At 69.6% G+C, this 23,541-nt stretch carries 21 protein-coding genes; 10 read left to right on the top strand and 11 right to left on the bottom strand.

The window, feature by feature from the left end; translation table 11 throughout:
• Positions 1-531 precede the first annotated feature (531 nt).
• Entirely contained in the window at positions 532-2,343 is a 1,812-nt protein-coding gene (locus BLV02_RS16415) for a DNA primase family protein (protein ID WP_069111636.1), read from the top strand.
• A gap of 561 nt (positions 2,344-2,904) precedes the next feature.
• On the opposite strand, the gene BLV02_RS35690 is transcribed toward BLV02_RS16415, so the two are convergent.
• Positions 2,905-3,171: a hypothetical protein gene (locus BLV02_RS35690; RefSeq protein ID WP_141711588.1), complete on the bottom strand. Its 267-nt coding sequence runs from the start codon at positions 3,169-3,171 to the stop codon at positions 2,905-2,907.
• A gap of 217 nt (positions 3,172-3,388) precedes the next feature.
• On the opposite strand from BLV02_RS35690, the gene BLV02_RS16410 reads away from it, so the two are divergent.
• Positions 3,389-3,622, top strand: coding sequence for a hypothetical protein (locus BLV02_RS16410; RefSeq protein WP_141711589.1), 234 nt, complete (start codon positions 3,389-3,391; stop codon positions 3,620-3,622).
• A gap of 97 nt (positions 3,623-3,719) precedes the next feature.
• On the opposite strand, the gene BLV02_RS16405 is transcribed toward BLV02_RS16410, so the two are convergent.
• Positions 3,720-4,178: a hypothetical protein gene (locus tag BLV02_RS16405; RefSeq protein ID WP_069111638.1), complete on the bottom strand. Its 459-nt coding sequence runs from the start codon at positions 4,176-4,178 to the stop codon at positions 3,720-3,722.
• Between the two features lie 230 nt (positions 4,179-4,408).
• Here BLV02_RS16405 and BLV02_RS16400 point away from each other — a divergent pair, with 230 nt between their 5' ends.
• From BLV02_RS16400 to BLV02_RS16375, 6 genes are all read left to right on the top strand, one after another.
• The gene (locus BLV02_RS16400; protein WP_069111639.1) at positions 4,409-5,464 is read left to right on the top strand and encodes a hypothetical protein; all 1,056 of its coding nucleotides are present in this window, start codon (positions 4,409-4,411) and stop codon (positions 5,462-5,464) included.
• Positions 5,465-5,549: 85 nt separating this feature from the next.
• Positions 5,550-5,912: a hypothetical protein gene (locus BLV02_RS16395; RefSeq protein WP_069111640.1), complete on the top strand. Its 363-nt coding sequence runs from the start codon at positions 5,550-5,552 to the stop codon at positions 5,910-5,912.
• A 34-nt stretch (positions 5,913-5,946) separates the two neighbouring features.
• Entirely contained in the window at positions 5,947-6,279 is a 333-nt protein-coding gene (locus BLV02_RS16390) for a hypothetical protein (RefSeq protein ID WP_143045064.1), read from the top strand.
• A gap of 25 nt (positions 6,280-6,304) precedes the next feature.
• Complete coding sequence (locus BLV02_RS16385; protein ID WP_069111642.1) at positions 6,305-6,487, top strand: hypothetical protein; 183 nt, start codon at positions 6,305-6,307, stop codon at positions 6,485-6,487.
• The gene (locus tag BLV02_RS16380; RefSeq protein ID WP_069111643.1) at positions 6,484-6,831 is read left to right on the top strand and encodes a hypothetical protein; all 348 of its coding nucleotides are present in this window, start codon (positions 6,484-6,486) and stop codon (positions 6,829-6,831) included. The genes BLV02_RS16385 and BLV02_RS16380 overlap by 4 nt, the downstream gene beginning before the upstream one ends.
• Positions 6,831-7,115 (top strand): hypothetical protein, encoded by a 285-nt coding sequence (locus BLV02_RS16375; RefSeq protein ID WP_069111644.1) that lies wholly within the window; start codon positions 6,831-6,833, stop codon positions 7,113-7,115. Before BLV02_RS16380 ends, BLV02_RS16375 begins: the two co-directional genes overlap by 1 nt.
• A 192-nt stretch (positions 7,116-7,307) precedes the next feature.
• Here the strand turns inward: BLV02_RS16375 and BLV02_RS16370 are convergent, their stop codons facing one another.
• The 9 genes from BLV02_RS16370 to BLV02_RS16335 form a co-directional block, all read right to left on the bottom strand.
• Positions 7,308-7,883 carry a hypothetical protein gene (locus BLV02_RS16370; protein ID WP_069111645.1) on the bottom strand — a complete coding sequence of 192 codons (576 nt, stop codon included), beginning with the start codon at positions 7,881-7,883 and terminating at the stop codon, positions 7,308-7,310.
• Positions 7,884-7,949: 66 nt separating this feature from the next.
• Positions 7,950-8,534, bottom strand: a complete 585-nt coding sequence (locus BLV02_RS16365) for a hypothetical protein (RefSeq protein WP_069111646.1) — start codon at positions 8,532-8,534, stop codon at positions 7,950-7,952.
• A 3-nt stretch (positions 8,535-8,537) separates the two neighbouring features.
• The gene (locus BLV02_RS16360) at positions 8,538-9,425 is read right to left on the bottom strand and encodes a hypothetical protein (RefSeq protein ID WP_141711590.1); all 888 of its coding nucleotides are present in this window, start codon (positions 9,423-9,425) and stop codon (positions 8,538-8,540) included.
• 313 nt (positions 9,426-9,738) lie between these two features.
• Positions 9,739-10,032: a hypothetical protein gene (locus BLV02_RS16355; protein ID WP_069111648.1), complete on the bottom strand. Its 294-nt coding sequence runs from the start codon at positions 10,030-10,032 to the stop codon at positions 9,739-9,741.
• Entirely contained in the window at positions 10,029-10,181 is a 153-nt protein-coding gene (locus BLV02_RS36560; protein WP_171906745.1) for a hypothetical protein, read from the bottom strand. Before BLV02_RS36560 ends, BLV02_RS16355 begins: the two co-directional genes overlap by 4 nt.
• 127 nt (positions 10,182-10,308) lie before the next feature.
• Positions 10,309-10,887 (bottom strand): hypothetical protein, encoded by a 579-nt coding sequence (locus BLV02_RS16350; protein WP_069111649.1) that lies wholly within the window; start codon positions 10,885-10,887, stop codon positions 10,309-10,311.
• Positions 10,888-11,006: 119 nt separating this feature from the next.
• A complete protein-coding gene (locus BLV02_RS16345; RefSeq protein WP_069111650.1) occupies positions 11,007-11,639 on the bottom strand; it encodes a hypothetical protein in 633 nt (210 codons plus the stop codon).
• A gap of 294 nt (positions 11,640-11,933) precedes the next feature.
• Positions 11,934-13,151, bottom strand: a complete 1,218-nt coding sequence (locus tag BLV02_RS16340; RefSeq protein ID WP_069111651.1) for a site-specific integrase — start codon at positions 13,149-13,151, stop codon at positions 11,934-11,936.
• Positions 13,152-13,597: 446 nt separating this feature from the next.
• Complete coding sequence (locus BLV02_RS16335) at positions 13,598-14,263, bottom strand: hypothetical protein (protein WP_069111652.1); 666 nt, start codon at positions 14,261-14,263, stop codon at positions 13,598-13,600.
• A 1,703-nt stretch (positions 14,264-15,966) separates the two neighbouring features.
• Here BLV02_RS16335 and BLV02_RS16330 point away from each other — a divergent pair.
• Together BLV02_RS16330 and BLV02_RS16325 are read left to right on the top strand one after the other, a co-directional pair.
• Positions 15,967-19,971, top strand: coding sequence for a LamG-like jellyroll fold domain-containing protein (locus BLV02_RS16330; protein WP_171906746.1), 4,005 nt, complete (start codon positions 15,967-15,969; stop codon positions 19,969-19,971).
• 105 nt (positions 19,972-20,076) lie between these two features.
• Positions 20,077-23,403, top strand: coding sequence for a beta-N-acetylglucosaminidase domain-containing protein (locus BLV02_RS16325; protein ID WP_083288669.1), 3,327 nt, complete (start codon positions 20,077-20,079; stop codon positions 23,401-23,403).
• The last annotated feature ends 138 nt before the right edge of the window (positions 23,404-23,541 follow it).

The raw sequence follows: 23,541 nt of genomic DNA, 5'->3' as shown, positions 1-23,541 counted from the left end.
AAAGTGCGTACATAGAGACGGCTGATGGGTCGCCCGGAAAGGACGACCCATCATCACCCGAGAAGAACCACCTAGACCCGAGGTCATCGCCAATAACCTCATCCGAAGAAGGCAGGTAGCTCGAATGAATTCTATCCCACCGCCACCCGTCGACGCGTTGCCGGACTGGGTGCGGCGCGCTCTCGATGCGGCGATGGCGTGCGTCCGCGACCCGAACTGCGCCAAGGTCGACTGCTTCCACACCGACGGCGAACTTCACGTCGTCCTGGGGGACCGGCCCGAGTTCTTGTGCGCCGCGTGCTTCGAGCGCCGCGCCCTCGGCCCCGAACCGGCGCAGATCCGGCCAACCGGCTGCCTGCGGTGTGGCCGACCCCTGGAGGTCAGCCGCTGGCCGCAGTGGATGGGCACCAGTGCCCTCGTCTCGGCCTCCGAGGAGGTCCTCCTAGTCCACTACCGGGTCTGCGGAACGTGCCGGTGGCAGGTCGACCAGGAACCGTGCGGGCCGTTTGGCCGGATGACGGGAGCGAGGCCATGAGCACGCCGGACCTGGTTCAGATGATCAAGTCCCTGGGGGACGAGCCGTCGCGACGTGCCCTGCACGGCGAGGTCGCGGCCTGGGCCGTCAGCTGCCACGGCGCCGGTGTCGCGCTCGACACCGCGACCGCCGAGCTGACGACCCTCTGGGACGGCACGCCGCCACTGCAAGACCGGGCGGCGCTGGCGACGTTGGAGAAGATCCTTCGCGCGGCGTACCGCAACGCCGAACAGGGCGCGACGGCCGACGACGAGCGCGGCCGGTACCTGACTCCGCCACCGGCCGACCAGGCGGACGCCGACATCATCACGCTGCCGGTCGACCGGCGGATGACCGCAGCCGCGCCGAGGGCGGGCCTGAGCGAGACTGCCAGCGACACGGGCAACATCGCGCGAGCGGCGAGGCTGGCCGCCGGCCGGGTCTGCTACGTGATCGAGAAGGACATCTTCATCGAGTGGGTCGACGGGCTGTGGCGGCGGAACGACCGCGTCGCGATGGACCTCACGCTCCGGGTCATCGATGACATCCGGAGGGAGGCCGAGGCCGCGTCCGGTCAGGGGGCCGACCGCTGGGCGTCTTGGGCGCACCAGAGCGAGGCGCTCCCGCGACGGGAGGCGATCGTTCGTGGCCTCAAGACGGCGCAGCGGATCGCCGTCTCCGTGCACGACCTCGACACCGACCCGGACCACGTCGTCGTCGGGAACGGGACACTGCACCTCGGCACCGGCGAGCTGATCGAGAGCGAGCCCGGGCACCTCAACACGCGGTGCACCCCCGTGGACTACGACCCCGAGGCGGCGTCCGAGAAGCTGGACGAGTTCCTCGACCTGTTCCTGCCCGACAGGGCCGAGCGCAGCTACATCCTCGGCGTGATCGCCTACGCGGCGTTCACGATCGGCAACCCGAAGAAGAAGCTCATCGTTATCCTCGGTGACACCAACACCGGCAAGTCGACTCTCATGGAACTGGCGCTGCGCACCCTGGGCGACTACGCCGGGTCGTTCAACGTGTCGGTATTCCGCGGCAACCTCGACGACCGCGCCCGGCCCGACCTCCTGGCCGTCGCGCGGCTCCGCCTGGCGGTGGCCTTCGAGGCGTCCCGGCGATGGGCGCTCCACGACGACCAGGCCAAGAAGATGACCGGCGGTGACCCGATCCTCGCCCGGCGGATGCGCAGCGACGAGATGATCGAGCTGTACCCGGAGTTCACCCCGATCATCGTGACCAACGCGATGCCCACGATCATCGACGCCGACACGGCCGTGAAGAAGCGGCTCGACGTCTCACTGATGGACACCCAGGTCGACGCCGACACCGACCGCCAGGAGGCCCGCGACGAGCTGGTCAACGACCCCGAGGCGCAGCGAGCGCTCCTGGTCCTGCTCGTCGAGGTGTTCCTGGCCAACGGCGGCAGATTCCCGAGGGACACGCCGCAGCGGTTCCTCGAGGCGACCATGCGCGCCTTCGACGACCTGACCCCGGTCGGGCAGTTCCTCGGCGACCTCCACGAGACCGGCCAGCTCATCGAGGTCGACCCACTGGAGTACGAGGGCCAGGGCTACGCGAGGACCAACTACGTCACCGCGCGGGCGCTGTACGCGGCGTACACACAGTGGGTCGCCGAGGACCGCAGGGGCCGCGAGCACCTCGGCATCCGGCAGCTCAACGACAAGTTGCGCGGTGACTACGGCTGGGAGACGACCCAGTCGGGTGACCAGCGCTGGCGAGGCAAGCTGCTTCGAAGTGACCTGCCGTGGTCGGCCGACACGCCCCAGATGGCGCCGCCACCAGCACCCCCCGACTGGTAGAAGCGGGAACTGCGTCAAGTTGGAATGAAGGGGCCTCTCGTTCGTTCCAAGGGTTGATCTTGCTGGGCCCTTCGTTCCACCTTCGTTCCAGGGCGACCAGGCGGTTTACGGCCTTCGTTCCAGCTCATTCCAACCGCGAACCGGAAGAAGTGCCTGGTCAGAGTGGTAGATAAAGCAAAGTTGGAATGTTGGAACGAAGAAAGTCAGCATTGCCGCTCTCGTACGTGCACACATTATGCGTATGCGCATGTCGCACACATACGGACCATCCCGCTCGCCTTCGTTCCAACTTAGCGTAGGTATGGGGTTCGCGCAGCCTCCAGGCCCTCGACGCTCATCGACCTACAGTCGATTTCACCCTCGACTCACTCGCTTTGTGCCCGCGTACCCGCGTGCGTCTCGCCTTTCCCGTTTCTCATTCCCCTGGCTAAACCAAGATCAACCAGCCCGGTCCGTTGCACACCCGTTGCACGTGCCGACACCACTCGGTTGGTGCCCTGGTCGCGGGGCTGGGTGGTACTGGCTGGATACCAGTACCCGCCCGATAGCAGAGCGGGCCGCCTAGAGCGCTCGACCCCGGTTTCCGCAGGTCGGGCAGGCGGCACCCTGGAACTCGGTGCACACGACACAGGGCACGCAGCCGCAGGCGAACGCCGGGTAGTCGCACAGGTGCGGCCGGGCACCTTCGGGCCACGCGGGCATGCCGCACATCGCGATCGTCTTCGGGTCCAGCGCGACCGGCCAGCAGCGCATGCAGATGCCGTGCGTGAGCGGGGCGGACTCACCCACTCGGGGCGTGTTCGTGGTCGACGGCGAAGCCTCGGTCATGGCTGAAGCCTAGGGTGTCAGCGGCGGTAATCGCTGGATCGACCGGCTCGCGACGAATCGGACCCGCCCTAGACGTCATCATCCCGGCTACCGGCCGGGCGCGACCAGGCGTTTTGCCCCGGTGTGCTAGTGCACCACTTGCGAACTGGACAGGCGTTGCCACCTGATTACTGTCGCCAGCAGTCAGACCATCATCAGCAGTAAGGGGGTGGCTGCCGTGGCCGATCCGGCTGCCCAGCTCATCGACCTCCAGGTGCAGCTCCACGAGCTCCGGACGCAGCTCGTCCGCGACAGGGATTCCGGCCTGCTCGACATCGACCTCTTCGACCACGCCGAGCGAGCGATCATCGAGCTCTCGATCCGGGCCGATCACCTCCTGGACGGGCACGATCCGACCCCGGAGACCGTGGATGATCGGGAGCTGGAGGCGCTGCTGTCCGAGGACGGCTGACGAGTCGGCCTCCCCACCTGGACCGATCCGGCCGACCCAGCCTTGCCGACCCGAGAGCGGGCCACCTGTGACCAGCCAGCTACGGCCTGGCGGTCGGTCAGTCCGGCGGATCGGTCGGTGCCTGGACGGGCGAGATGTCGAGGTCCACGCGGATCTGCCGGATGAGCTTCGCCTCGGCCACCTGGTAGGTGCTGTAGGAGTCGCCGTCGTCCTGCCCCAGGCGCCAGACCTCGTTCACGACCTCTTCAGCGAGCTTCGCCGCTTCGTCGGTGCCGAAGACCTTGATCGGGACCAGGAGGTCGTATAGGCCGTCGAGGTCGCTGGAGTCCATCCACACGGAGGGCGGGATCTGGTCGCGTGATGACAGCCTCCAGTCCGCGATACCCGACGCGAAGCGGCTGGCCGCCGTGAGGAAGTCGGTGTACGCCTTCGCCCGGTCGTCGTGGAAGCGCCGCGCCACCTCGCGCTTCCAGCGGGCGCTTTCACGCCAGGCGACCCACAGCTGAACCGCGACCACGCCGAAGAGCGCGATCAGTGCGCCGATGATCGTCTCCATGCCCCATCCTCTCCCGATCTCACGAGCCGGGCCTCCGCGACTAGCCGACCCAGCCCGGTCCAGCTCGTGAGCCGGCCACTGGTGGCACCTCAGCTGCGGCCTGGCGGTCGGCAGCCCCAGCCGCCAGGCCGCCGGACCCTTGCTGACCGTCGCCCTGGTGCATACGGCCTGCTTGGAATTCACATCGAATTACTGTGGATTTCAGGAGCGCGTGGTGGGAGGAGGTCCACGTGGTCGTCGCGACATCCGCGCAGAGGTACGGGCTGCCATCCGTCCGGTGCTCGGTCACGGCCAAGTCCACCGGCGAGCCCTGCCAGCTCTACGCCATCCCCGGCTCGACGGTGTGCCACATGCACGGCGCCGGCGCTCCCCAGGTCAAGGTGGCCGCGAGGGCGCGCGCTTTGCTGGCCGATGTTGCCAGCCGCGACCCCCGCCCGATCGGTGACGCGATCCTCGACGCGATCAACACGGCCGACGTCGTCCACCGCTACCTCAAAGAGCGCCTGATCGGGGGCGAGGACATGTCGGCCGGCGACCTCGACATGCTGATGTCGACCGCCGAGCGCGTCGTCTCGATGGGCAAGGCCGCCGCCATCACGAAGCTGGTCGAGCTGAAGGTCGGCCAGATCCACGAGGACGCGAAGCGGATCTCCCTGGCCCTCGGCGCGGTGATGCACATCCTCACCGATCACATCGACGGCCTGGAGCCGCGCGGCGACCTCGGCCTGTACTCATCGCCCCGCAACGCCTTCCTGCGGTGGGCGGCGCAGTCGTTCATCGACGCGCTGCTGGCCGTGGCCGACAACCCAAGCACGACCGTCGCGCGGAACGCCGTCTTGCCGTTCCCGGACGCGGTCCGCCTGTCCGCTGAACCGGGCGTACCGAGCTACCCGCGGTCGGTCTGGCCGACGGCCCGCGCGCTGCCTCCCGGCTTCAGCTCGCCCCCCGGCGGCTCACGCACCGATCCGGAGGCCCGGCGCGGCGCGCCGTGCGGCTGCCCGACGTGCCTCAACAACTACGGCCCGCTGCCACCTGCCCGGTCCGAGCCGCTCACCGACTCCGCGCCCCGGCCGAGCGCCACCTCCTCAGGTGTGGCCGGGGCGCGGACCGACGACGGCACCGAAGACCACGCGGCAGCCGCCTTCCAGAGCCCCTCGTCGTCGTCGGCCGGGCCGCGCTTCCTCACGTACGCCGACCTGCCGAACGTCGGCCGGGTCGACCTGTCCAGCCGGAACGAGACCGACGCCCCACCCACCACACCTCCCGAGGAGACCCACGATGATTGACTTCAACCGATCTCGCGATCGCCGCCGCCGCGTAGCGCCCGTCCGGCGCGGCATCGTCAGGGCCGGGCCGCTTGCGTCTGGCTGGGTGACTGCGCTGTCACCCGTCGACGCGTTGGCCCAGCGGAAGCTCACCGAGGGCGCGGCCTTCGTCGACGAGCTGCCGTCCGTGCATCAGGCTGCCAAGGCCACCCGCAGCCGCGCCGGGTTCACCGAGGACCTGCCCTCCGTGACGCAGGCAGCGGCGGCGTCGGCCGCTCGTCGGCAGCAGCGCCGCCGTCGTGAGCGGGCGCGAGCCCAGGCCCAGGTCCGAGCGGACCTGTCCGCCCTGACGTCGTCGGGCCGGCCGCCCGCCCACTGGACCATGACGGCGTCGGGTGTCGCCTACGACGCCGCGCTGCTGACCTCCGAGCAGGCCGACCGGCTGGCCGGACTCGGCACGGGGCGCTGAGAAGCCCGTGGACAGCCGAGACGACGCCGCCACCGTGGCGGTGATGCGCGCGATGTGGCCCATCGTGCCCGATCCGCATCGGCCACACTTCGCGCGCTGCTCCCGCTGCCGGACCAGCGCCCAGCTTCCGGATGCCGTGACCGCCGAGGCGTTCGCCGGCCTTCACCCCTTCGAGTGCCCATACGGCCGGTTCGCCGACGTGGTGGTCACACCGCTGCACTGGCGAGACGAGCGCTGCCCCTGTGAGGGCCGGACCGACCCGGACACCGGCCAGTGCGTCGACGACTGCGGCGACCAGCCCGACGACGCTCCCGCGTGGGAGGTGCACTATGACGAGGGTCCGGATGACGGCCCCGACGTGGCCTGACCGGCCGAAGGAGCTTCGCCGAGCCGTGGCGGCCGCGACCGTGCGGCAGCGCCGCTACCGGGTGCACTGCGACACCTGCGGGTACCGCCGCCACGTCACGGGTGCCGCTGCCGCGGCCCGGCTGGTCATCGGGCACCGCACCAAGACCCCCTGCACTGGCCGCGCCGTCGCCGAGCCGATCAGCACCGACCAGGAGGTGGCACGATGAGCCGGCCACCCGACGATGAGGTCCGCGAGCACGTGGTCACGTCGTTGCAGGAAGCTCTGCACGGCCACTACAGCGACGAGACGGCGGCCGAGATCCTGCACAACTCGACGCCCGAGGAACGCGCCGAGGTCGCGCGCCGCGAGGCGGCCTTGGCCCAGCTGACCGCCTACCGGGCTCACCACCTGGGCGCGGCGTTGCGGCTGCTCGGTCCACACTGGGACGCACGCGGCCAGACCCTGGAGGGCGTGCTCAAGACGTGCCCACCCGCGGTCGCGGCCGAGGCGGTCGAGCACCTCCGCGCGGCTGACATGCTCGAAGACGGCTGGGACACGAGGGAGCCGTGATGGATCGCACCTACCGCCAGCTCACCGAGGACGAACGGGTGCGGCTCGCCCCGCGGGCGCGTGAGCGTTACGAGGCCGGCTCCACCCTCGTCGAGGTCGCGGCCGAGTTCGGCATCGGTGCGGGCGTCGCCCGCAGGCTCGTGCAGCTCGCGGGCGGCCGGATCCGCTCCCGCCGTGGCTCCGTCGACGCCGCGGCCGAGGCCGAGCTGGACCGCCAGGCCGACGAGGTCGAGGCCGAGCTGCGGTCCTGGGACGCACGCGGCGGCGCGGATGCGGGTGTGTGACGTACGTGGCCCGGCGCGGGCGACTGTTCCCGCCTGCGCCGGGTCCTCCGGCCAGGAGGAGGCGTCGGAGGGCTGGGACCGACGCCGCGGTTCCCCGGCCGGAAGCGCGGGGAGGGCCGGTGCCATGAGGCGTGTCGACCCCGGCCCTCCTCGCAACCCACGCGTCCCGGGCACACACTAGATTCCCGCCGGTCAGCCGGAACGTTGCTGACGCACAACTTCGATCATGTCGACGTACTTGGCTCGCATCGCCGCGTAGTTGTCGAGCAGCGCAAGTTCGCCAGGCGGGTTCTGTGAATCGACGGTCTTCGCGTGAATGTCGACGAGCATGTCGACGATGGGGTCGAGATCACCGAGAACGAGGTCGTTCCCCGGCACCACTCTGATCACGCTGTGCGCGGCGATCAGGCGGGAGATGCGAGGTTCGGCGGCCAGGAACGTCAAAACGCGGGGCTGGCTGGTGACCTGCTGCTTGTACTCGTTGAGCTTGTAGTAGATCTCGTCCAAGGCCGTCAGCATCTCAACATGCGCGGCGCTCCAACCGGCATCGGCGTCGTCCTTCCGCTGCGTAGCAGCGACCTCACGTTCGGTGTCCCGCGCTTCACGCGCCATCGTCTCGGCGTGCGCGCGCTCCTCTTCACGGTGCTTGGCGTCTGCCGCCAGCCTCCGGTCCTCGCGACCGTTGTTCATCATCGACTGGATGACCAGGGACGCCGCCGTGACGATCGTCGGGACGGCCGCGATGATCAGGGTCTGCCACCACTCCATGCGCGCGATTGTGGCGGGTACCCAGGACAGATGGAAGGCCAGAACCCCGCGGCGCTCCGTTGCCTGTTAGGTGTCCGTCTCCAGGTCGCGCCGCGCCAGCTCAAGGTAGGCGTCAAGCGACGTCCGGGCCGCGCGCAGCCGTTCACCCATTTGTGGTTCGATCTGCGACCTAGTGACTATCGCGGCGTAGACGAGATGGATCGCTTCCATGCACTCCTGAGCGCCGCGCGCAGCATCACTGCCAGCAACCAGGCGTAGCGCGCTAACCGCGAGGCGTGCTTGATTGCGAAGCTCGTTGAGGTTGGGCGCGCCGTAGACACCCTTGTTCACAAGCTGCATTAATCCAGCGAGCCCTGGCCCGCCGGAGAAGTTGTGAAGGCCAAGCAGGTACTCATCCATCGCGTTGTAGGCAGTGGCGTGTGCAGCCTTGCGGTCCTCACGCCAGGCATCCAGCAGAGCATTCTTCCGTTCGGTCGCTGCGTCCTCCCGCACGTGCTGTCGGTCCTTCTCGCGCTCCTCTGCGTCCTCCTTGCGGCGCTGGCTCTCACGTTGGTCTGCACGTCGCTGCTGGTAGATCAGGCTGACGGCCGTGCCGATCGCGGGCACCGTCGCGACGACCACGCCCACGATCAGAGTCTGCCACCACTCCATGCCTTACCTCCTGGGCGGGTCAGTGCGCGCGAGGTCAACGTCGTAGGACCTGTATGCCTGCGCGAATGACGATGGTCGCTTGTCCTTCGCTGCGAACTTGCTGATCAGCGTTGTCACGCCCTCGCGCTCAAAGGGCCACCAGCCGATGTGGAAGATGTACGTGTCCTTCACGGTGTGGGTCGCGTCGGTGACCTCAACGACTGACTGCCACATCTGTGAGAACGGCTTCAGCTTCCACTCACCCTGCATCGCGACCTCCCGGATCTGCTCACCCTTCAGAATGGTGGTCAACCTGAGAAGGACGCCGTCGCTGCCCGGCTCGACCACCTGCCTGGTGGTCTCATCCACGTCGGCCAGCGTGCCGGGTGCGGCCACGGCGAAGGCCGGCGCGTCCCCGAACACCTTGACCCTGAAGGTGAGCGTCAAGTGCAGTTCTTTGCCCGCGAGGGGCACATCGTCACCGAGGACGTACCGGTCGCCGAGGAGGCCGACGTTCGCCACCTTCCCGTTCTCCCTCAACGAGGCTATGACCTTGCCCAGCGACACGACAGCGCGCGGTCCGCGGGCCTCCAGCCGCTCCAGCAGCGAGTCGTGCGCGACCCTCTCAGCGGCTTGCTGAGACTGCCCGACCTGCCGGACGGTGTACCAGACGAGGATGATCGTCGCCACGGCAAGACCGGTCTGGATAGCGGCTGCGACGGCATCTGGCTCGGACTCGTCGCGAAGAAGGTCGTAGACGTACTTGACCAACCACGCCGATGCCGCGACCACGACAAGCCAGGCCAGTGGCCGCACCCAGCGCGCCTGGCGCTCCCACACCTTCTGCGTTCGCCACCAGTACGCGCGAACGCCAAGCACGCGATCTCGAACGAACCCCCTCGGCTTCGTCATGTCCAGAATTGTGGCCTGCTGGTCTGACACATGACGCCAAACGCACCGGGGGTGCCCGGTCCGGCCGCCCGCCGGGACCGGGCACACGAGGTGTGTCTACCGCCGCCGGGTGGCGAGGACGCCGAGCAGGAGCCCGAGGAGCAGGCTCACGCCGAGGATCACGGCCAGCTCGCCCACGGCCATCGAGACTCGGATCACGGTGTCGGTCACGTGAGCCACCCCCACAGGAACCGAATCAGGATCAGCAGCCCGAGCGCGGCGGCGACCATGAGCAGGAGGCCGATCACGTAGCCGATCGCGGCAGCGACCCCGGTCATCGCGACCACCGCCTCTCGTTCACGTTCTCGATGACGACCGCTGCCTCTGAGACGATTCTGATCCGCTGCCCCGGCTGGACCAGCCGACGAGCCGTATCCATGACCTCTCGCGGGACCTCAGTGCTTCTCACGGGCGAACTGCGGCTTCGGCTCGACCGCCGCCGGGCCTGGGAGAAGGTGCCGCCCAGCTCCTCGTCGAAGTGCCAGCCCTCACCGGTTGCCGAGAACCGCGTCAGCGTCGCGATGGCGGGCCGGCCGACGTGCTGGATGTCCGCATTCTCGATCTTCATGACGTCTTCTCCTCGGTCTCCAGCAGCGCGGTCAAGCGGATGTGGAGGTCGTCCAGGGAGTCGTCCGCGGCGGCCAGCACGGCGCGCGCGGCGTCGATGCCGTGCAGCACCTGCTCGGCCAGCCGGACGGTGGATTCAGGAAGTGGCATCGCCGCCACCCCCGGCCTCGGTTGCTACGTTGGTGTTCACGGTCGCCTCCCATTAAGGCGAATCGAGGACGCCCACCAGGACCGCCAGTCCCAGTGGGCGTCCGCCTTGTGTGGTGCGGTCCGGATGTCACCCAACGCCGACGTACGGCGCGCAGGCTGGCGTGGTGCCGGCCATCGTGGAGACCGGCTGAACCAGCAGCCCGGCACCGCTGAAGGTGCCGCTGGTGCCGGTCGTGGGTGCGTCTTCGAGCATCGTCAGCCGGACGGTGACGAGCGACCCCTGGGTGCCGCTGTTCGGGATCGTCGTGCCGCAGCCGCCCATGACCTCGGCCGTCCAGCCGACCGGCAAGCCTGGCAGGCTGACGCCGGTCACGATGCCCGGCTCGCCGCCGTCGACCAGCACAAAGCCGGACGCCTGACACCAGCCGCCCGGATACGCGTTCGTGACGTTGAGGTGCAGCGTCGAGAAGCTGACCGAGGACGTGCACTCCGCGTCGGACATGGTCGGCTGTGCGCCCTGCTGGGTGAATCGCGGCGAGAACGCGTTGCTGTCGACGCCGCCGTCGATGGGCGCACGCCCGATGAACGCGGCGAACGCGACCGCGAGAGCGGCGACGAGCGCCGTCGTGACGAGCGCGATCCTCGTCTTCCTGTGATGCGCCAGCGGCAGCCGGAGCCACCGTGGCCGCGTGATGTGGAGATGCATGATCTCCCCCTCTCCTGGGCGCGTCGTTGCGCCCGATGGACGACGTGGACCCGGCGGTGCCGGGAGCTTCACCCCAGGGGGACAGGGAAACTCGACCGGCACCGCCGAGCGTCTGGGTGTCAGTTGGTGCGGGTGAGCAGCGCAAGGGCCTGGTCGAGCTGCTGGTTGCGCTGCGTCGCGGTCTTCGTGGCGCGCGCCTTCTCGATCAGCTCGACCGCGGAGTCGACGGCGGCCTTGAGCTCGACGAGCTGGGACGGGCGGCCGCGCTTCCGCTCCGGAGGCGTGATCTTGCCCGCGTCGATGCGGTCGAGCATGCGCGTGAACGCCTCGACCTCGGAGGCCAGCGCTCGCCCCTGCTCGCCACGCCAGACGACGCTCTGCGTGTAGCCGCACTCCTGGGCGAGCACGGGACGCGGGATGCCAGCGGCACGCGCAGCCAGCAGCCTGCGCGAGATGTCCTGAGCAACCGCGTCGGGAGCCTGCACGCGCTGCGGGCCGGTCGCCTTGGTGGGCTTGGCCGGGCTCGTCTTGCGGACACTGGTGGCCTTCGCGGGCGCCTTCTTGGCGGGGGTCGCCTTCTTCGCCGTGGTCTTCTTGGCGGCGCGCTTCCGCGGCGTCGGCTTCGGGCTGTCGTCGTTGCCCTTCGGCAGCGACAGCGCGTGCGGGTCGTGCCGCTCGGCTGCACTCTGGGCGTTCAGGTCGGCGGCGCTGTACGTCGCGGTGGTCGGCGCGGATGCCGTGGCGGTGGTCATGACTGCTCCCTCGTTGCTCATTCCTCGTCGCTCGTACTGCTGTACGAACCCTCTTGCTCAGGAGCGAAATTAGCTCCCGATGATGACGGTGTACACAGTTATGACGAGCGGGTTTGGGAGCGGCTGACCTGCGCTGACCTGCCCATTCACATACGCGGGCGCCACCGGCGCGGATCGCGCTTGAGGGGCACGCCGGCGATGACCCATACGCGAGTCCGCCCTGGCTGCCGGGTGGGCTAACCGGGGCGGATCGTGTTGTGCCGTCCTGGGCCGGGGGAGGGCCTGCGGCAGGTGCTACGGCTGGGCTCGTCGGGTGTGGAGCGGGACGACGTTGGACTTGGCCAGGTCGGACATCTGCTGGGCGATCTCCTGCTGGCGGCCGTCGACCTCGTGGATGTAGCGCAGCGCGGCTGCGGGAGAGGACTGGCGCGCCCTGGCCATCAGCTCGCGCAGGTTCGCACCCGTGGTCGCCGCGTAGGTCTGGCCGGTGTGGCGCAGGTCGTGGAACCGCAGGTCCGGCCGTCCGGCGACCTCGCGGGCACCGTAGAAGCCACGGCCGGGCTTCACCTTGCCGGTCTTCGTGGTGATGCTCGCCCGGCCGTACAGCGTCGACGGGGCGAGCTGCTCGCCGTGGCTGCTGGCCGGGAACAGCAGTGCGTCGGGGGAGTTGCCGACGTGGTCGCGCAGGTGGTTTCTGAGGTCCTCGATGATGTGCGGCGGGATCGTCACGTCGTCGATGCCCGCCTCGCTCTTGGGCGTCTTCACGAGCCGGCCACTCCTGGTGCGGACGACGCCGCGCCGGACCCAGACCTTCTCGTTCTTCAGGTCGACGTCGCCGCGGCGCAGCTCCGCCAGCTCACCGAACCGCAGCGAGCACCACACTGCGAGCTGAACCATCACGCGCAGCCGCTCGGGCATCTCCGCGACGATGACCCCCAGCTCCGGCAGCGTCGCGGGCCGGACCTTCTTCTTCGTCTTCGCTCGTCCGGCACCGCGGATGTGGCACGGGTTGGCAGGGATCAGCTCGTCGTGGACGGCGGTCTGCATGATCGAGCGCAAGGTGCCGTAGGCGTGCGCCCGCGCCACGGGCCGGTCCGGCTTGGCGTACTTGCCCGTCGTCGCCCTGGCCACCTTCGCGTACCACTCGCGCACCAGCGCGGGCGTGATGCCGGTGAGCGGCTTGTCGCCCAGCGCCGGGTTGATGTGGTCGCGCAGGAGCTGCTCGGCGTGCTCGCGGCTGCGGACCTCCAGGTCGCGCTCGTCGAGCCAGGTCTTGGCGTACTCGTGCAGCGTCATCGGCCTGGCCTTCGCGCCGGGCGCCACCCACCGGCCCTCCTGGATCGCCACGTGCGTCCGGGTCAGCCAGTCGTTGGCCTTCTTCTCGCTGGTGAAGGTCAGCGGTCGGTCGTCCTCGGTCCGCGCGGTGTGGCGCACGCCGTCCGGCCCTGGATAGCTCGCCTGGTAGCGGCCGGAGCCGAGTTTCCGGACCGCACCCCAACGTCTCGTTGCCATGGTTCCGACCTCCTGTCCGTGCAACGAATGTGCAACGACGATTGTACCTCTAAGTACATGACCGTACCTCTAATTGACTACTGTCGCTGCTCCATCGTACCTGGTCAGCAGGTCATACCGCCTGGTCGCTGTACTGATCACGGTTGCCTGGAGTCACTGGTTCGATCCCAGTATCGCCCACCCAGGTCAGCAGCCGTTTTGGCTCTTCTGCCGCGAAGATCGAATGCTCGCTTGTGAGCAGCATCCCCGGTCGATCGTCAATGCCGTCCGGACGCTTCGCCGCCAGCCGGCGCCATGGGATGACACTTCCGCCCGTATGTCTCTACCTGACGCAGTCGCGCGGGGCCTGCGTCACGCAGCGTCGAAGGCACTGAAGAACGCGGCGGCCGAGGCGGTCGAGATCTACGCGTCGGTCCCGAAACTGACCTCTGACTCACGCGCGACGCTCAACGCGTGAAGACGGCCTTGAGGCTAGTGGCGTACTGGTCAGCGTAGGTCTGGATCTCCGTTGCGACCTCGGGCGACAGCTTCAGGTCACTGCTGCCGGAGGCCGGCACCGTCGTCGAGCCGACCTCGACGACCTGAAGGGCCTGCTGCGACCGACCGGGTTCGGGGTTGTCCCAGACGATGCACAGGACGCTGACTGAGACAGCGGCGGCGTTGTCGTTCTGCAGAACGACGCGGCTGAATGGTGCCGGAGGAATGGCCTCATTCCCGGCGCTGTCGACCGGGATCGCCGCGACGACGGAGGTCACGTCTGGATGGTCCACGGGCTCGATCCCGGTGACCTCGACCTGAACGTCGCTCACGTCGGCGGCGCGGGCGCCGTGGAACATGAGGATGTCGACGTTGTCGCCGGGGGGCAGGACGAGGCGGCCTCGTTCACTGCCGTACACGGTCTCGACCGCGACGTCGGGAAGGGGAGCTCCGTCCGCATCGAGCGGCGTCAGTTCCGCGGTCAACGCGACGGATGCCGAGTTCGCGTTGTCGATGGTGAGGGTCTGGTCCAGGTACCCCGGCGCAGCCGTCGCCTCATACGAGAAGGTGAGAGCAGCCGGGTCGATGGCCTGGGTGGCATGCTCGGCTGAGGCGGAGCAGCCCGCCGTCAGCATTGGCAGGACGATTGCGAGAATGCAGGACCGCGCCCGGGCGGTCGGGGAGATACGACGTTGGCCTGCGGCTCTCGTCATTCGTCTTCCCATCGTTCGGCCGCCGGGGCGGACGGCGCTGTCAGGAACAGATCAACCAAGAACATGCGCCTACGCGGCGCGGACCTCTGTGGCCGGGCGCGGACCGAACGCGCGCGGTCAGTGTAAAAGGCGGCGGGGGTGACGCCGACGCCGTCCTCGACATGTCGGCCCTGCTCTCATGCATCGACCAGCGCCGAGGTGGCGGACACGCCCGCTGCGCATCCGCCGAATACGTCACGATTCACGTCGCGCCGCTTCTCGACATCACCTCTCACGACGAGAACCTGCGGGGGCGCGCTGGCTGTTCACGGCTGCGAGCGAGGCGGTCCACCCTGGCCAGAGCAGCAGGGATGCGATGGGGTCCGCCATGGCGGACACGATCTGTGCGGCCTCGGTGACTTCCATGCCGCCGGCCGCCGTGACGTAGAGCGGTCGGGTAGCGGTGCCGCGGGTGACCTGGGAAGCATGAGTTGCGGTGCGCAACGGCGTTTTCGCGACACCGATAACAGGGATGCCGTCGCCGGTCGGGCCGGACCCGGCGACGCCGGCGGCGTTCGAGACGACGCGGGCCCTCGTGGCGCCGCTGCTGGGCCGTCAATGACTCCCGATACCAGGAGGAGCAGTTCCACCTCGCGCTGGACTACCAGACCGGCCACGCGATCCTCTACCTCCCGCATACCGGCACCATCGATTCTGCGGAGGTCGACGTCATCGACGTCGAGCAGCTGGGCGCCGACGCGGCCGCGGCCGCCACGCCCGGAGCAGCTCTGGTCGTGCCGGTGATCGGTGTAGCGCACCGCCGGCAGGGCCTGCTCGGCCAAATACCACTCTAGACCAGTATCAAGCCCACCGTGCGCACCAGCGCTCGATCTGTGGCGGCGCAGGGGCACTGGTGCAGGACTCCGCCATGCTCGACTCGCGCCGACGTCGGTGAGAAGGCATCGACGCCGAGGCCGGCCGTCGGGTGATCGGCTCGGCTGTCGACGGTGCGCCGGTGTGGTGATCGCCGCCAGAGCGATACTCCTGACCTCGATGTTTGCCGCTCGGGGCGCCCCGGGGGCACTCGTGACCGGTCTCTCGGGAGGCCTCGGTGGTGCGCTTGATCCCTCGCGGCTCGAAGCTCGTCAGCGCAAGACGTCCTGGTGGGCGTGTCGGTGGGTCGGTGAGAGACGGAGTCTTGACAGCGGATCGGCCCGACAATACCGTCCTAGACCAGTATTCAGCCTCGCCGGATCGTCGGCGGTCTGCCGGGTCCGGCTCCGCTTGTGGTGACAGGAACGAGGTGAGCCCTGGTGTTCTCGATATCCCCCGTGCGTCGCGCAGCCGCAATCGTCGTCGCCGGTCTGATGGCGACAGCGCTCGGAACCGTGGGTGCGGGGTGGGCGGTAACGCCGTCCGGGGGCGGTCAGCCCGACCACCCGGAACCGGCCGTGCCGGCGGCGCCACCGCTCGGCGGGGACCTGCGACCACAGGCATTGCCGTCGACGACGCCGGCTGAGCGCGTCGAGGGCGCGCTGACCCTACCGGAGCACTATGCCGGCCGGGTCGACCATGCGCTCGAACAAGGGGACGATCACTGGGGCGAGCGTCTCCTCGACCTGCCGAACGGGGCCACCCTGGACAACGTGAAGCGGCTGCTCGTGCCGGCGAACCATGGTGGACCCACGGTCGCCGAGTCGCCGTGGTACTACCTGCCGTTCACCTACCCGGCGCCCGATCCGCACGAGTGGAGCGCCCAGCGTGACTTCAGCCTGCACGTGGCCGACGGCAGCGAACTGTTGAGCCAGTGGTCCGACGAGCGCGCGTCTCAGCGCGTGAGGTTCGCCGTCGGACCCGACGGCGACGAGTTGTTCGGCGCGGCCGAGGCGCGGTCGGACGAGCCGGAACTGCGAGACGGCTATCTCCCGATCCTCGTCAACCGCTACACGGACGCGCAGGGCGTCGCCTACGAGCGCGAGTCGTTCACCGCGACGCTGGAGCCCGGCGGGCCGTTGGTGAACCTGATCCGATTCACGGCCGACGCGTCCGGCGCCGACGCGGTGGACGGCCACCTGCGGGTCACCGTCGAGACTGCCGGCGTCGACGGCGCCGTCGCGCGCGACGGCCGGGTCACCGTCGGCGACGAGGTGATTCTCGCCTACAGCGGTGACGCGGCCTGGGCGTCGCCGTGGCTCGATGTCGACCTGGATCTGAGCGCCGGGCCGGCCAGCGTCTACCTGATCGTCGCCAACGAGCCGGCGGCCCTGCCCGGAGTGCAGGCCTCCCCGGCCGTCTACGAGCAGACGCGCGAGCAGGTGAGCGAGTACTGGCGCACGCTGCTCGAGTCAGGCTCCGAGATCGAGCTGCCCGAGTCGTACGCGGCCGACGCGATGCGCAACACCCTGCTCAACAACCTCATGATGGGCTTCAACCTCACCGTGGGCAATCCCTACGAAGGCACCTCCGACACCTTCGCGTTCGTCCCGGAGGTCGCCGCGACCGTCACCTCGCTGGGCGACTTCGGCTACGAGGATCGCTTCCGCGAGAACCTGGACGAGCTCATGGACCGCGGCCAGGGGAGCGCCTTCTTCACCACCTGGGAGCGCGGGATCAAGCTGCAGCTCGCGGCCAACCACTATCTGCAGACCAAGGACGGTTCGCTGATCGAGGAGCGGCTCGAGACCTTCGAGTCGTGGCTTGCCGAGTTCGCGAGCCAACGCGATGCCGACCCGCATGGACTGCTGGCCAAGGCGAGGTACGCCAGCGACATTCCCGAGCCCGTGTACGGCATCCACCACCAGTCCGAGGCGTGGCGAGGCATCCGCGACATGGGCGTGGCACTGCGGCTCATGGGCAGGACCGCCGAGGCGGACGCGTTCACCCAGGAGGCCGACGAGCTCCAGGGCGCCCTGGTGGACGCGATCGACCGGTCGAAGACCACGCTGCCGGACGGCTCGATCTTCGTTCCGATCGGGCTGCTGCACGACAACCCGGAGCAGCCGTACGAGCGGCTCACCGACACGACGCTGGGCAGCTACTGGAACCTGATCATGCCGTACGCGCTCGCCACCGGCGTTCTGCCACCTGACGGTCCGACGGCGACCGGCCTGCGCGAGTACCTGAACCGGCACGGGTCGATGTTCCTCGGGATGGTCCGGTTCAACCTCGCCGGCGGCGACCCCGGCGTCTGCCACACCAAGGGCGCTCCGTGGTGGCCCTCCTCACCGGGATACAAGTCGACCGGGATCGACCAGCAGTACGGGTACTCGCTCGGACGCTTCCTCGCCGACTCCGAGGACGCCGACCGGCTGGGCCTGAGCTTCTACGGCATGCTGGCGCACAACTTCACCCCGAACACGTTCGTCGCCGGTGAGGGCGCAACGCTGTCACCCTGCCCGCAGCTGGGCGAGTACTACCGATCGCAGTACTGGCCTCCCCTCTCGCCGAACAACGCGACCTACCTGAAGGCGCTGCGGCTGATGCTGGTGCGGGAGGACGTCGATGCGGCCGGCCTGCCGACCGAACTGCACATCGCCCCCGCGACGCCGCGCGAGTGGCTACGCGACGGCGAGCGCATCGCGGTGCGCGACCTGCCGTCGTCGTTCGGCCCGATCGCCTTCGAGGTGACGTCGAGCCTGGAGGACGGCCACGTGACCGCCCGGATCGAGCCGCCCGCCGTCGAGGAAGGGCGCGCGACCGCCGCGGAGGTCACGGTCCATCTGCGGGCGCCGGCCGGCCATCGGCTCACGGGGGTGACTGTCGACGGTGAGCAGGTGCCGTTCGACGCCGCGTCGGAGTCGGTGCGGCTCGGCGCGGCGCGCGAGCCGGTGACGCTCGAGGCGAGTTACGAGGACGCCCCCGTCAGCTCTGACGCGTACGCCGCCGTGGCCACGGCCGACACCGAGCGCACGCTGGTCGAACCCGGGGAGACGGTGGAGCTCGAGCTCGACGTCGAGACGTTGGGCCTGAACAAGGTCCGTGGCCTCGTGGACGTCGACGTGCCGGCCGGGTGGACGGCGTCGCGGACCAAACTGCGGTTCGACGTCGACAGCGCGGGCGAGCTCGCGTGGACGAGACTGCCCCTCACGGTCACAGTGCCGCATGACGCGGCACCGGGAAGCTACGAGCTGACCTTCGTCTCCAAGCCCTACAGAGGTACCGAACAGACCACCAGCGTCGACCTCCGCGTCGCCGTGCCGGCCGACGGCACCTACGCCGACCTGGTGGAACGGGCCCAGCCGGTGGGCTTCTGGAGGTTCGACGAGACCAGCGCCGACGAGGCCGTGGCGGACGCGTCGGGCTCCGGCAACATGGGTGAGTTCCGCGGGCAGGTCGAGACGTCGGCGCCCGGTGCCCTGGCCGGCGACCCGAGCTCTGCCGTCGGGCTGGTCAACGGGTACGTCGAGATCCCCGACAGCTCGTCGTTGAGTCTGACCGGCCCCTACACGCTCGAGGCCTGGGTCAACGTGCGGGCCGGCGGCCAGCAGAGCCTCGTGGAGAAGTACCAGAGCGACCAGTGCCTGCCGTCCCGGGACGGCTACGGCGTCCGCCTGGTCGCCGGCAACAAGCTGCAGCCGTTCTCCATCGGTGGCGACCAGCTCCGCGTCGGCGCGGCCAGCGAACGCAGCGTGCGGCAGACGGTCTGGCAGCATGTCGCGTCCGTGTACGACGGGACGACCCTTCGGACGTATATCGACGGCCGACTCCAGTCCGAGACGCCGCTGACGACGGCTCCCACGGACGGGAGCGGCAGCCTGAAGATCGGCGCCCGTGGTGATGCCGCAGGCGACCTGTTCGAAGGGTGGATCGACGAGGTCGCGGTGTACGACACGGCGCTCAGCGCCGATCAGCTCGACGCCCACTACGTCAAGGGCGTTCTCGGCACCCCTGGTGAGCGCGACGTCGCAGCAGCGAAGCCGGCGGCGGCCGATCTGGCGGAGGCACCGCAGGCGGGGGCTCAGGCCGCTCCCGGTGAGTACACGGCGCAGGTCCTGGCCGACGAGCCGGTCGGCTACTGGCGGCTGGGCGAGTCGTCCGGCACCGCCGCGCAGGACGCTTCGGGTCTGAGCAACCACGGCACGCACACCGGCGCCGTGATGCCCGGGCTGCCGGGCGCCCTGGACGGCGACCCGGACACCGCCGCCGAGCTCATGGGCGGCTACGTCTCGGTGTCCGACTCCGGCTCGCTGAGCCCGACGGGGCCGTTCACCCTCGAAGCGTGGGTGAACCTCAACGACGTCTGTACGCAACAAGGCGTCGTCGAGAAGTACGACGCTCCCGCCTTCAACGGCTACCTGATGCGGGTGACACCCGGCGGCCGGTTGAGCGCCTTCACCCTGGGTGGCGAGGGCCAAGCCGCGGCGGTGACCGGCCAGTCCGTCGTGATGCCGGGCGAATGGCACCACGTGGTCGCCGTCTACGACGGCACGAGTCTCTCCGTGTACCTCGACGGCGAGCTGGACGGCTCGGTGGCCACCAGCATCGATCCGCTCGACGGTCTGGCCGACCTCAAGCTGGGCGCCCGGGGCGACGACGCCGCCGAGCGGCTACGCGGCGGCCTCGACGAGGTCGCTGTCTACGACCACGCCCTCACGGCGGAGCGGATCCAGCACCACTACACGCTGGGGCGCCGGCCCGACGCCGGCGGCTGACAGGCATCAGCACGGGTGGGCCGCCGATCGGTGGCCCACCCGTGCGTCACGCCGGCACGACGAAGGCTGACTCCGAACACCGACCCGACAACCAGGAGGCCTGGCATGACACACCCCCTGTCCTTACGCCGGTGGCGGCGACGAGTGATCGGCGCGGTCGCCGGGGTCGCCGTCCTCGCCATCAGCCTCACCCCGGTGTCGGCCGGCGGCGAGCGGACGACCGAACCGGCCGATCCCGGGTCGTCGATCCTGCCGATGCCGCAGGAGGCCGGTTCGCGAGCGGGCAGCATCGTGCTCACCGGCGAGATCCCGGTCGTCGCCGGCGACGCCGCGGATCCGGCGGCGTTGCGAGCACTCGAGGAGTTGTTCGGGGAGTACGGGCTGACCATGCGGGTCGCATCCGAGGCCGACGCCGGGACCAGGCGGCCGGTCGTCGTCCTGGGCGGGCCGGACGAGACACCGGCCAGCGTCGATGCTCTTCGAGCGCTCGACGTCGACGGGCCGGAGGGGCTGCCCGCCGAGGGCTACGTCCTGGTCGCCGGCCGGGACGCCGGCGGACGGTCGCGCATCGTGCTGTCCGGCGTCGACGGCGCCGGGACCTTCTACGCCGTGCAGTCGCTTCGGCAGCTGCTGGCCGAGTCCGGCGCCGGGGCGCGGGTCGACGGGGTCGAGATCCGGGACTGGCCGGCGTATGGGATCCGCGGCGGCATGGAGTCCTTCTACGGACCGGTCTGGACACAGGAGGACCGCCGCTCGCAGATCGAGTTCCTGGCCCGGCACAAGATGAACCAGTTCTTCTTCGGCCCGGCCGACGACCTGCGCACCGGCAGCGACTGGGCCCTGCCCTACGAGGCGGAGGAGCTCGTCCGGCTGAAGGAGATCGTCGACCTCGCGCGGGCCAGCCACGTCGACTTCGTGTATCGGGTCTCGCCCGAGGCTCCGATGGCGCCGAGCCGAGGCATCTGCCACGTCAGAGCGTCCGATCGCGAGAAGCTGCTGGCCCGCTTCGACCAGCTCTGGGACATCGGCGTTCGCAGCTTCGTCATCGCGTGGGACGACGTGTCCGGCAACTTCGCCTGCGAGGATGACCGGGCGGCGTACGGTGGCGACGTCTCACCCCTGGCGGCCGCCCAGGCGGACGTCACCAACTTCGTGCAACGCGAGTTCGTCGAGACTCACCCCGGGGCGTCCCGCCTGGTCACGGTGCCGACGGAATACTGGGGGACCAGCCAGACGACGTACCGCGACCGGTTCGACGAGCTGTTGAGTACCGAGGTCGACATCTACTGGACCGGTCCGGCCGTGGTCTCGCCGACGATCACCTCCGACGACCTCGCCGCCGCCCAGGACGCCTTCCCGCGGCACCGGATCATGATCTGGGACAACTATCCGGTCAACGACTACGCGTCGAACCGCCTGTTGCTGGGACCGCTGGTGAATCGCGACCCCGCGATGGCCGACGACGTCATCGGCATCTCCTTCAACGAGCTGGTCCGGAACCAGCAGGTGTCGCAGATCCCGCTGGGCACGCAGGCCGACTATTCCTGGAACCCCGATGACTACGACCCGGAGCGCTCCTGGACCCACACGCTGCGCATCCTCGGCGAAGACGCCTACCCGGAGCTCCGCCTCTTCGCCGAGAACAACCGGGCGAGCCTCCTCGATCCCACCGAGCGGCCCGAACTGGCCGCACTGGTCGAGGAGCTGATCTCGGCCTACACCGAGGGCCGACCGGTGGACGACGTGCTCGACCGGCTCGACGAACAGCTGCGCCGCCTCGAGAACCTCCCGGCCCGGCTCCGGGCGCGACTGGACGACGAACTGATGCTCTCGCAGACCGGGCCGTGGCTGGATCGGATCGGCGTGACCGGCGAAGCGGGTCGCGCCGCGCTGGACCTCCTGCGTGCCCAGGACAGCGGCAAGAGCGAGGCGGCCTGGCTGGCTCGGCGGGAGCAGGCGCGGGCCCGCGGCATCCTCGACGGCACCTGGCACCAGATCGCGCCAGGGCCGATCGACCGGCTTCTCGACTTCGCGGCGAGGCAGAGCGACAGCTACATCGGCACCCACTGGTACGGCGATCTCGGGACGCCGGCCGGGGCACCGTCCGCGGCAGACGGCTCGTCGCTGGCCAACCTGACCGACAGCCGGAACGACACCGCATACGTCGCCGCCGGCCGACCGCAGCCCGGCGACGCGGTGACCGTGCCGATCACCCAGCCACACCCACTCGAGTCCGTCACGGTCGTCCAGGACGCCGGCGCGCCGGCGGACGGCATGGTCCAGGCCCTGGTCGGCGACCGGTGGACCGACCTCGGACCGCTCGGCGACGGCTTCACGACGGTGCCGGGGCAGGGCCTCGAGGCGAGTGCGGTACGGATCAGCTGGGCCGCCGGCAGCAGCGAACCCCGGATCTACGAAGTCGTCCCGCACTATTCCGACGTCCTCAGCGGACGAGTCCGTCTCGACCCGCCCGGCGCTCGGATCGCGGCGGGGTCGACCAAGCGGTTCGACGTCGAGCTCGAGGTGTTCGCCGACGACGCGCTCACCGGTGAGGTCAGCGCGACCGGACCGGACGGGTGGACCCTCGATCCGGCGGACCGGCGGGTGCGACTTCGACCCGACGGGCGGACCATCGTGGCACGCGTGCCGGTGGACGTCACCGTCCCGGCCGGGACCGAGGACGGACGCCACCAGGTCGAGGTGACGTTCCGAAGCGGCGACGCGACGCCTCGCACGGTGTCGGTGCCGGTCTTGGTCGGCGACACGAACTATCCCGATCTCGTCGGCGTGGCGGGCCCCGTCGGCTACTGGCGTCTCGGCGATTCCGTCGGATCGGACGTCGCCGTCGACACCTCGCCGACCGGGCAGAACGGCAGCTACCTCGACGGTGCCGAACCCGGCGCTGCGGGAGCACTCGCCGACGACACCAGCGCCGACCTCGCCGCGGGCTACGTCGGGGTTCCTCGCACCGAGCGGACCGATCTCACGGGCCCGTTCACCTTGGAGGCCTGGGTGAAGCTCGACACGATCGTCGCCTCACCGGGACAGGCGATCATCGAGAGCTACACCGGTCCGGCGGTCAACGGTTTCGCCTTGCGGGTGGACAACGGCGTGGCTCAGGCGTGGACGCTGGGCAGCCCCGGACAGGGGTACGGCGTCGTCACCGGGCGGACCCGGCTCACGGTGGACGACTGGCATCACGTCGCCGCCGTGTACGACGGCTCTCAGCTGACGGTCTACCTCGACGGGGTCGCCGACGGCAGTGTGGCCACGTCGATCTCACCGGGCAGCGGGAGCGCGACCATCAAGCTCGGCGGACGCGGCGATGACAGCTTCCAGCGTCTGCGGGGGGACTTGGACGAGGTCGCGATCTACGATCGTGCGCTGTCGGCCCAGGAGATCCAGGAGCACTACCTGACCGGGGTCGGCTGACGTGCGGCTGACCGCAGCGTCCGGCGATTCGAGGAGGCAGTCCGTGAGCCGACGGCACGCCGCTCTCTCAAGGCCGTAGCGCGGGTTCGACTCCCGTCGGGCTACAGAGAAGCGCCCCTCGCCTGCGGAAACGCAAGG

Origin of the sequence: Jiangella alba (assembly GCF_900106035.1) — a bacterium.
Lineage (GTDB): Bacteria > Actinomycetota > Actinomycetes > Jiangellales > Jiangellaceae > Jiangella > Jiangella alba.
The sequence above is the reverse complement of the archived record's forward strand: the minus strand, read 5'-3'. Positions and strand labels throughout refer to the sequence as shown.